This window comes from Aromatoleum toluolicum (genome assembly GCF_012911005.2).
GTDB lineage: Bacteria > Pseudomonadota > Gammaproteobacteria > Burkholderiales > Rhodocyclaceae > Aromatoleum > Aromatoleum toluolicum.
The window spans coordinates 46,671-56,397 of record NZ_WTVS01000036.1 but is presented as its reverse complement, the minus strand read 5'-3'; the positions used below and the strand labels follow the sequence as shown (position 1 = coordinate 56,397).

General features: G+C 67.2%; 9 protein-coding genes. 7 read left to right on the top strand and 2 right to left on the bottom strand.

The window, feature by feature from the left end:
• The first annotated feature begins 99 nt into the window (after positions 1-99).
• The 6 genes from GPA27_RS16805 to GPA27_RS16780 all read left to right on the top strand — a co-directional run bounded on the left by GPA27_RS16805 (position 100) and on the right by GPA27_RS16780 (position 6,752).
• Complete coding sequence (locus GPA27_RS16805; protein WP_169141712.1) at positions 100-909, top strand: inositol monophosphatase family protein; 810 nt, start codon at positions 100-102, stop codon at positions 907-909.
• 79 nt (positions 910-988) lie between these two features.
• Positions 989-1,258, top strand: coding sequence for a hypothetical protein (locus tag GPA27_RS16800; protein WP_169141711.1), 270 nt, complete (start codon positions 989-991; stop codon positions 1,256-1,258).
• 46 nt (positions 1,259-1,304) lie between these two features.
• Positions 1,305-2,180: a phosphoribulokinase gene (locus GPA27_RS16795; protein ID WP_169141710.1), complete on the top strand. Its 876-nt coding sequence runs from the start codon at positions 1,305-1,307 to the stop codon at positions 2,178-2,180.
• A 149-nt stretch (positions 2,181-2,329) separates the two neighbouring features.
• Positions 2,330-4,375, top strand: coding sequence for a transketolase (gene tkt / locus GPA27_RS16790; protein WP_169141709.1), 2,046 nt, complete (start codon positions 2,330-2,332; stop codon positions 4,373-4,375).
• Positions 4,376-4,472: 97 nt separating this feature from the next.
• A complete protein-coding gene (gene gap, locus GPA27_RS16785; protein ID WP_169141708.1) occupies positions 4,473-5,489 on the top strand; it encodes a type I glyceraldehyde-3-phosphate dehydrogenase in 1,017 nt (338 codons plus the stop codon).
• Between the two features lie 78 nt (positions 5,490-5,567).
• Positions 5,568-6,752 (top strand): phosphoglycerate kinase, encoded by a 1,185-nt coding sequence (locus GPA27_RS16780; RefSeq protein WP_169141707.1) that lies wholly within the window; start codon positions 5,568-5,570, stop codon positions 6,750-6,752.
• Between the two features lie 99 nt (positions 6,753-6,851).
• Here the strand turns inward: GPA27_RS16780 and GPA27_RS16775 are convergent, their stop codons facing one another.
• Positions 6,852-7,100, bottom strand: a complete 249-nt coding sequence (locus GPA27_RS16775; RefSeq protein WP_169141706.1) for a hypothetical protein — start codon at positions 7,098-7,100, stop codon at positions 6,852-6,854.
• A gap of 112 nt (positions 7,101-7,212) precedes the next feature.
• Entirely contained in the window at positions 7,213-8,088 is an 876-nt protein-coding gene (locus GPA27_RS16770; protein ID WP_169141705.1) for a cache domain-containing protein, read from the bottom strand.
• Between the two features lie 185 nt (positions 8,089-8,273).
• On the opposite strand from GPA27_RS16770, the gene pyk reads away from it, so the two are divergent.
• Positions 8,274-9,722, top strand: a complete 1,449-nt coding sequence (pyk, locus tag GPA27_RS16765; RefSeq protein ID WP_169141704.1) for a pyruvate kinase — start codon at positions 8,274-8,276, stop codon at positions 9,720-9,722.
• Positions 9,723-9,727 lie beyond the last annotated feature (5 nt).

Genomic DNA, 9,727 nt, shown 5'->3' with positions numbered 1-9,727 from the left:
CTCCTGCGCCTCCCCGCCGCCCGCCGACACGGCACGCAGGAATGCGCGGACGCGCAAGTCCGCGGTCATCGCTTCGCACATGAGCGCGGGACGCCGCTGATGCCCACAGCCAGCCAACGGCTCGCGCAGGCGCGGGCGCTCGAATCGCTGGTGCGCGACATCGCCCGCGAGGTGATCCTGCCGCGCTACCTCAAGACCGCGCGCAATCGCAAGCCGGACGGCACGCTGTTCACCGAGGCGGACCTCGAATCGCAACGCCGCTTTTCCGAGGAACTGCCCAAGCTGGCGCCCGGCGGCGTGCTCGGTGAAGAGATGGGTGCGGCGGAGCAGGCACATCTGTGGAGCGACGGACGACGCGGCCTGTGGTGCATCGATCCCATCGACGGCACGACGAATTTCGCCAACGGCATCCCCTTCTTCGCCGTCTCGATCGCTTATCTGGTGAACCACGAGCCGCGCTTCGGCGTCGTCTACAACCCGGTCACCGACGAATCCTTCTACGCTGCCAAAGGCGCCGGCGCCTTCCTGAACGGCGTCGAACTGCCACTGCGCGTGGCTGCGGCACACCTGTCGGACGCGGTGGCCGGCATCGACTTCAAGCGCATCAGCCACCACCTCGGCGACGAGCTCGCGGTGCGGCCGCCCTATTTCTCGCAGCGCAATTTCGGCTCCAGCGCGCTCGAATGGTGCTTCGTCGCCGCGGGACGACTGGACGTGTATCTGCATGGCGGACAGATGCTGTGGGACTACGCGGCCGGCAAGCTGATCCTGGATGAGGCCGGCGGCAAGGCAGCCGCACTGGACGGCAGCACGGGGATCGCGGGACCGTCGATCAAGCGCGGCGTGATCGCGGCCGCCAGCCCCTGCCTGTTTACGGAATGGCGCAACTGGGTAAGCGCCCACTCCTGACCACCCGGTTCGAGCCTGCAAGGCGAACACTCACGAATCCCGCCATGATCCCTTCTCGCTACGCCCCCGGAACCGAGTCATGACTTCGTCCCCCCCCACGCCATCCAGCTTGCAGGAGCGCCGCTCGCATCAGCGCGTGCGCGAGATTTTCATCGAGGCATGCGAACTGATCATGCCCTTCTTCGCCCGGGAGAACCGCTGGGGCAATTCGACGCTCGACCACCTTGCCTACCGCGTGCTGCGCGACCATTACCCCGAACTCTCGTTCGAGGAAGTGCATGTGCTGGTCGTCGCAGCACACCGTGTCCATACCGCCCGCGGCAGGCTCTCCCGCCTGACCGACTCATGAGGGTCGCGCAGCGCGCGCCCACGATCCCCCCGCAACGGCAACCACCATGTCGACCAAACACCCCATCATCGCCGTCACCGGCTCGTCGGGCGCCGGCACCACGACGGTCAAGCACACCTTCGAGGCGATCTTCCATCGCGAGAACGTGAATGCGGCCATCGTCGAGGGCGACAGCTTCCACCGCTACACGCGCGAGGAGATGACGAAGCTGATCGAGGCAGCCGAACGGGCGGGTCAGCGCGGGATCAGCCATTTCGGCCCCGAGGCGAACCTCGTCGAGGAGCTGGAGGCCCTGTTCCGCGCCTACGGCAAGTCCGCTACGGGGCGCCATCGCAGCTACATCCACGACGCCGAACGCGCGGCACGCACCGGCCTGCCGATCGGCAGCTTCGCGGAGTGGGAGGATCTCCCCGTCGGCACCGACTGCCTGTTCTACGAGGGCCTGCACGGCGCGCTCGTGACCGACAAGGTCGACGTCGCCCGCCACGTCGACCTGCTGATCGGCGTCGCGCCGACGATCAACCTCGAATGGATCCAGAAGCTGCACCGCGACACGCGCGAGCGCGGCTACTCGCCCGAGGCGGTGCAGGACACGATCCTGCGGCGCATGTACGACTACGTGCATTACATCGTCCCGCAGTTCTCGCGCACGCACATCAACTTCCAGCGCGTGCCGGTCGTCGATACGTCCAATCCCTTCATCGCGCGCGAAGTGCCCACGCTCGACGAATCGATGGTGGTGATCCGCTTCAAGGATCCGCGCGGCGTCGATTTCCCCTACCTGCTGCGCATGATCCACGATGCCTTCATGTCGCGCGCGAACAGCATCGTGATTCCGGGCGGCAAGCTCGATCTCGCGATGCAACTCATCCTCACGCCGCTGATCTGGAAGCTGATGGAGCGCCGCCGGGAAGCGATCTGAAGCCCCGCAGGACGGGCAACAGCGCGACATTTGACCTGAGCGCACAGGGGTTTGTGCGCATTTTGCAGTGCAGCAGGCGCTACCCAAGCGCCCCCTTTTTCGGCGATAATCCGCGCTTTTCCCAGCCGGCCACCAGGCCCGAGAGATCCATGCAGGCAGCCCGCAACGAGAACCCGCGCAACGTGCGGCCCCCGGTCTTCAACCCCGTCACCGGCGCAATCCGCGCCCTGGCGATGGATGCCGTCCAGCAGGCCAACTCGGGCCACCCGGGTGCTCCGCTGGGCATGGCCGAGATCGCCGAAGTGCTGTGGCGTCACCATCTGCGTCACAACCCGGCGAACCCGAAGTGGGCCGACCGCGACCGCTTCGTGTTGTCGAACGGCCACGGCTCGATGCTGGTCTACGCGCTGCTGCACCTGACCGGCTACGACCTGCCGATCGAGGAACTCAAGCGCTTCCGCCAGCTGCACAGCAAGACCCCGGGCCACCCGGAATACGGCTACACCCCCGGCGTCGAGACCACCACCGGCCCGCTCGGCCAGGGCATCACCAACGCGGTCGGCATGGCGCTGGCCGAGAAGATGCTCGCCGCGGAGTTCAATCGCCCCGGCCACGCCATCGTCGATCACCACACCTACGTGTTCCTCGGCGACGGCTGCCTGATGGAAGGCATCTCGCACGAAGCCTGTTCGCTCGCCGGCACGCTGGGCCTGGGCAAGCTGATCGCCTTCTACGACGACAACAACATTTCGATCGACGGCCACGTCGACGGCTGGTTCACCGACGAGACGCCGAAGCGCTTCGAAGCCTACGGCTGGCAGGTCATCGCCAACGTGCAGGGCCACGATGCGGCCGAAATCGACGCGGCGATCCGCGCCGCGCACGCCAACACCGCCCAGCCGACGCTGATCTGCTGCAAGACCGTGATCGGCGCAGGCGCCCCGAACAAGCAGGGCAGCCACGACGTGCACGGCGCGCCGCTGGGCGCCGCCGAAATCGCCGCGACGCGCGAGCACATCGGCTGGACGCACGCCCCGTTCGAAATCCCCGCCGACGTCTACGCGGCCTGGAACGCGCGCGACCGGGGTGCGGCGCTGGAAGCCGGCTGGAACGAACGCTTCGCCGCCTACGCCAAGGCCTTCCCGCAGGTAGCCGCCGAGTTCACGCGCCGCATGCAGGGCGAACTGCCGGCCGACTGGTCGGCGCACGTCGACGCCGTCATCGCGAAGATCGTCGACAAGGCCGAGACCATCGCCACACGCAAGGCGAGCCAGAACAGCATCGAGGCCTTCGCGCCCAAGCTGCCCGAGCTCGTCGGCGGCTCGGCCGACCTGGCCGGCTCGAACCTCACGCTGTGGTCCGGCGCCAAGGGCGTCACCAAGGAAGCCGGCGGCAACTACATCTACTACGGCGTGCGCGAGTTCGGCATGGCCGCGATCGCCAACGGCATCAGCCTGCATGGCGGCCTGATCCCCTACACCGCCACCTTCCTGATGTTCAGCGAGTACGCGCGCAACGCCCTGCGCATGGCCGCGCTGATGCGGATCCGCCAGATCTTCGTGTTCACGCACGACTCGATCGGCCTCGGCGAGGACGGCCCGACACACCAGCCGGTCGAGCAGACCGCCACGCTGCGCCTGATCCCGAACATGGACGTGTGGCGCCCGTGCGACACGACGGAATCGGCGCTGGCCTGGGCCTGCGCGATCGAGCGCAAGGACGGCCCCTCGTCGCTGCTGTTCTCGCGCCAGAACCTGCCCTTCCAGGCCCGTTCGCCCGAGCAGATCGCGGCGATCCGCCGCGGCGGCTACGTGTTGTCGGACGCCCCTGCCAACCTGAACGGCGGCAAGCCGCAGGCGGTGATCATCGCCACCGGCTCGGAAGTCGCCCTCGCGGTCGCGGCGCAGAAGTCGCTCGCCGACGCCGGCATCGCCGTGCGCGTCGTGTCGATGCCGTCGACCAACGTGTTCGACCGCCAGGACCGCGCCTACCAGGGTGAAGTCCTGCCCGCGGGCGTGCCGCGCGTGGCCGTCGAAGCGGGCGTCACCGACGGTTGGCGCAAGTACGTCGGCCTCGAAGGCGCAGTGATCGGCATCGACCGCTTCGGCGAGTCCGCCCCCGCCGGCGAGCTGTTCAAGTATTTCGGTATCACTGCCGACGCGGTTGTAGAGGCCGTGAAGCAGGCCGTGAAGTAAGCGTCGTCGCCGCGCTCCCGGCGCAGTGGGCGCCGGCAGTCCGCGGCGCCGACTTTCGGATTGTGCTGTTCGAATCATTGCTCCGGGAGAATCCTCGATGACCATCAAACTCGCCATCAATGGCTACGGCCGCATCGGTCGCTGCACGCTGCGCGCCCTGTACGAACTCGGTCTGCGCGACCAGTTCGAGATCGTTGCGATCAACGCCTCCGGCGACCTGGCGACCAACGCCCACCTGACGAAGTACGACACGACCCACGGTCGCTTCGCCTTCCCGGTCGAGACCGAAGGCGACAACGTCATCATCGTCAATGGCGACCGCATCCCCTTCTTCTCGACCAAGGATCCGCTGGGCGTGAACTGGGGCGACCTGGGCGTCGACGTGCTGCTCGAGTGCACCGGCGCCTACACCGCCAAGGCCAAGGCCGAGGTGCTGCTCAAGCAGGGCGCGAAGAAGGTGCTGATCTCCGCCCCCGGCGGCGATGACGTCGATGCGACCATCGTCTATGGCGTGAACCACGATGTGCTGACTGCGGCGATGACCGTCGTGTCGAACGCCTCGTGCACGACCAACTGCCTCGCACCGGTCGCGAAGGTGCTGCAGGACAACATCGGCATCGAGAAGGGCCTGATGACGACTGTGCACGCCTACACCAACGACCAGGTGCTGGTCGACGTGCGCCACAAGGACCTGCGCCGCGCCCGCGCCGCCGCCCAGAACATCATCCCGACCAAGACCGGTGCCGCGAAGGCCGTCGGCCTGGTGCTGCCTGCACTGAAGGGCAAGTTCGACGGCTTCGCGCTGCGCGTGCCGGTGATGAACGTGTCGCTGGTCGACCTGACCTTCACGGCGAGCCGTGCGACCTCGAAGGAGGAGATCAACGCGCTGATGAAGGAAGCCTCCAAGGGCGCGCTGAAGGGCGTGCTGGCGGTCAACGAGGACCCGCTGGTGTCGATGGACTTCAACCACGACGCACATTCCTCGATCTTCGATGCGACCCAGACGCGCGTGATGGACGGCAACCTCGTGAAGGTGCTGGCCTGGTACGACAACGAGTGGGGCTACTCCTGCCGCATGCTCGACGCCGCGCGCGCGTTCCACAACGCAAAATAAGCGCGAAGCAAGCCCCTCGCAGCCAAGCAATCCGACGCCCTGCTCCGCGGGGCGTTTTTCCATCGGGAAGATCACTCCATGCAAGTCAAGAAACTCGCCGACCTCAACGTCGCCGGCAAGCGCGTCTTCATCCGCGCCGACCTCAACGTGCCGCAGGACGAGGCCGGCAATATCGTCGAGGACACCCGCGTCCGCGCATCACTGCCATCGATCAAGTACTGCCTCGACAACGGCGCCGCCGTCATGGTCACTTCGCACCTCGGCCGCCCGACCGAAGGCGAATGCCGTGCCGAAGACACGCTCGCGCCGATCGCGGTGCGCCTGGGCGAGCTGCTGCACAAGCCGGTGCGCCTGATCCGCGACTGGGTCGAGGGCGGCTTCGAGGTGAAACCGGGCGAAGTCGTCCTGCTCGAGAACTGCCGCTGCAACAAGGGCGAGAAGAAGGACAACGACGAGCTGGCGAAGAAGATGGCCGCGCTGTGCGACATCTACGTGAATGACGCCTTCGGCACCGCGCACCGCGCCGAGGCGACGACCCACGGCATCGCGCGCTTCGCGCCGGTCGCGTGCGCCGGCATGCTGATGGGCGCGGAGATCGACGCGCTCACGAAGGCCACCGAGAACCCCGCCCGTCCGCTGGTCGCAATCGTGGGCGGCGCCAAGGTGTCGAGCAAGCTGACCATCCTGAAGACCCTGGCGCAGAAGGTCGACCAGCTGATCGTCGGCGGCGGCATCGCCAACACCTTCCTGCTCGCCTCGGGTCACCGCATCGGCGACTCGCTCGCCGAGCCCGAGCTGGTGAAGGAAGCGCAGGCCGTCATGGACATCATGAAGGCACGCGACGCTGACGTGCCGCTGCCGGTCGACGTCGTCGTCGCCGACGAGGTCTCGGCGCTGGCGCGCGCGAACCGCATCCCGGTCGAGGAAGTGGGCCCGCACGACCGCATCCTCGACGTCGGCCCGAAGACCTCGGCGAAGCTCGCCGACATCATCGCCCACGCCGGCACCATCGTGTGGAACGGCCCGGTGGGCGTGTTCGAGCACAACCAGTTCGCCGGCGGCACGAAGATGATGGCCTCGGCCATCGCCCACTCCGACGCCTTCTGCATCGCGGGCGGCGGCGACACGCTCGCGGCGATCGCCAAGTTCCACATCGCCCAGGACGTCGGCTACATCTCGACCGGCGGCGGCGCCTTCCTCGAGTTCCTCGAAGGCAAGACCCTGCCGGCGATCGCCGCGCTGGAAGCGCGCTTCAACGACTGAAGACGCTCTCGCACGATGCGAGCCCGGCAGCAGCGCGGGCCCGCCATGAAAACGGCCACCCGCGGGTGGCCGTTTTCATTCCTGCGCCGCAACGCACGCTCAGCCGCAGCTGCAGCTCCCGCAACCGCCGCACTTCTGCTTGCGCGTGACCAGATATGCCGCGATCTGCTCACGGTCGAACTCGAAGTCGTCGCTGCTCTCGTAACCGATCCCTGGCTGGAAGGTCTGGCCGTCGATCACGATGGTCAGCGCGTGCATGTCGCTCGCGGGATCGTGAGCAACCGAAAGGTCGTAGCTGCCGCCACGCGGCAGGCTGTCGAGCAGGGAGCGGGTAACGTCGTCGATCATGGGCGCTTCATCCTTCAGGGGGTAAACATTCGCCGGACGACAGGGCGTCCGGCGGCGATGCATTCTCCCGGATCGGCCTCCGCGGGATATTGTCGGAGGTCAACCGGATGCGTCAGCGCGTGTAGTAGCCGACGCCGACCAGCATGTCGTCGACGCGCCGGATGAACGAATGCTTGGTCTCCAGCTTGTCGGTGACCGGGTTGCGCCACGCGTAGTCGAGTTCCCCCTCGCCCTTGCGGCTGACGATGTTCACCATGTCGGCGACGATCGCCTTGCCCTTGGGATCGCGCACCGCACGCCCGTCGCTGCCGACCAGCTTGGGCATCGCGCCATGCGCGAGGAAACGCTGCGAACTCAGGTCGATCGCGAACACGTAGAGGTCGTCCTGCACGAAGCCGCCGTCGAGCGCGTTGAAGGCCGCGACGGCCGCCGGCGCCCCCTTCTCCTTCACCGCCGCAACCGCGCGGTTCAGCAGCTCCTTCGCCTGCGCCGGCGTCGCCCGCGGCACGTAATAGCCGACCGCGATGATGCGCTCGCCGACCTTGCGGAACAGCGTCACTTTCGGCTCCTCGCGGCTGTCGACGCGATTGAGCCAGCGATACTCGACGCGCCCTGCCTCGCTCTTCGCCGCGATGTCGAGCATCTCGCGGAAGAAGGGCTTGCCCGCCGCATCCTGCATGGACGCGACGTTGCGCCCTACCAGGACCACCGAGGAGCCGCCGCTCGCGAGCATGGTGCCATCCGTGCCCAGAACGTATACGTAAAGCTCGCGGTCGGTGAACTGCGGCGCGCGGTTGAACTCGTCGAACGCCGCATCGCCGATTTCGCGGAAACGCGCCACCGCCTTGTCGAGCAGGCGCAGGCTGCGATTCTCGTCGGCACGCTGCACGAGGGAGCCCTGTCCCGACGCGGGCACGGGATCGGCTGCTAGCACGGCCGGCGTCATCAGGACGAGCACACACAACGAAGCGACGGGAGCAAGTTTCATGGCGTTCGGAAGTCCGGTGATTGAATTGATGAAGATAAAACTATAGGAAGCTTCAGCATCTGTCGAGAGGGCGGACGCGCCCTGGCCAAGGGCGAGACGCCGCGCATCGCGGCCATGTCGGCGCCGTCGCCCGGCTGCGGGCAGGTAGAATCGCGTTCTCGGATGCATATCGACATGGAGACAACATGCTGCGCCACACGAAGATCGTCGCCACCCTGGGACCGGCCTCGTCCGACCCGCAAGTTCTGGAACGCATGGTGCATGCGGGGATCGACGTCGTGCGCATGAATTTTTCGCACGGCAAGGCAGAAGACCACGTCGCCCGCGCGACGGCCATCCGCGAAGCCTCCGAGCGCGCCGGCCGGCCGGTGGGCATCCTCGCCGATCTGCAGGGCCCCAAGATCCGCGTCGGAAAGTTCGCCGGCGACCGCGTGCACCTGCACAAGGATGCGGAGTTCATCCTCGACGCGCACTGCGAGCTGGGCGACATGACACGCGTCGGCCTCGACTACAAGAACCTGCCCCGCGACGTGAAGACCGGCGACGTCCTGCTGCTCGACGACGGGCGCGTCAAGCTGGTCGTCAACCGCGTCATCGGCGCGGAGATCCACACGACCGTGCGGGTCGGCGGCGAACTGTCCAACAACAAGGGCATCAATCGCCAGGGCGGCGGCCTCACCGCGCCCGCGCTGACCGCGAAGGACATGGACGACATCAAGACCGCCGCCCTCATCGGCGTCGACTTCGTGGCCGTCTCCTTCCCCAAGAGCGCCGCCGACATGTACATGGCGCAGCAGCTCCTGCGCGCGGCCGGCTGCGAGGCCATGCTGATCGCGAAGATCGAGCGCACCGAGGCGGTCGCCAACCTCGACGAGATCCTCGACGCCTCCGACGGCATCATGGTCGCCCGCGGCGACCTCGCGGTCGAGGTCGGCGACGCGGCCGTCCCGGCGCTGCAGAAGAAGATGATCCGCGCGGCACGCGACCGCAACAAGCTGACGATCACCGCGACGCAGATGATGGAATCGATGATCGGCAGCCCGGTGCCGACCCGCGCGGAGGTCTCCGACGTCGCCAATGCGGTGCTGGACGGCACCGACGCGGTGATGCTGTCGGCGGAGACCGCATCCGGCAAGTACCCGGTCGATGTCGTCGAGGCGATGAGCCGCGTGTGCCTCGAAGCCGAGAAATCCGCCGAGGTCACGCTCGACCGCGAAGTGCTCGACCGCGTGTTCACGCGCATCGACCAGTCGATCGCGATGGCGGCGATCTGGACTGCGTGGCACCTCAAGGTCAAGGCGATCGCCTCGCTCACGCAGACCGGCTCGACCGCGCTGTGGATGAGCCGCCTCAACAGCGGCGTGCCGATCTACGCGCTGACGCCCGAGATGGCCTCGCGCAACCAGATGACGCTGTACCGCGAGGTTTTCCCGCTGCTGATGTCGCAGACGCACCAGGACCGTGACCTGATGCTGTGGGAGGCCGAACAGATCCTGCTCGATCAGGGCGTCGTCGAGCACGGCGACCTCATCGTCCTGACGATCGGGGAGCCGATCGGCGCCTCCGGCGGCACGAACACGCTCAAGATCGTGCGCGTCGGCGAACATCCGGCACCGCACCTCAACGACCAGTGAATCAG